This is a genomic window from Streptococcus suis (genome assembly GCF_002960445.1).
Lineage (GTDB): Bacteria > Bacillota > Bacilli > Lactobacillales > Streptococcaceae > Streptococcus > Streptococcus hyiners.
The window spans coordinates 1-284 of sequence record NZ_POJD01000281.1 but is presented as its reverse complement, the minus strand read 5'-3'; the positions used below and the strand labels follow the sequence as shown (position 1 = coordinate 284).

At 38.7% G+C, this 284-nt stretch carries 1 protein-coding gene; it reads left to right on the top strand.

Going from position 1 to position 284, the window contains the following annotated elements:
- On the top strand, window positions 1-284 hold a 284-nt coding region (locus C1G53_RS09790), incomplete at both ends, for a DUF2140 family protein (protein WP_153046707.1).

Sequence of the window (284 nt, the reverse complement as noted above, 5' to 3'; positions counted from 1 at the left end):
ACTAGTACAGAAGACACAAAGGTTGGGACCTTCTCCACTAATAGGGAACAGCTCAACCAAACCCTCACTAACTATCTAAAAGAGTATCAGACGGAAGAGTTTTCCTATCAATTATTCGTAACGAGTCAGCAAGTTGTTTTTGAAGGCAGCTATCAGATTTTTGGTGTGACTATCCCACTCTATATTTATTTTCAACCTAGCAAAATGGAAGATGGCAGTATTTTGTTACGGATAACAGAAATATCAGTTGGAAGTTTATCCTTGCCGAAAGCAGAGGTATTAGC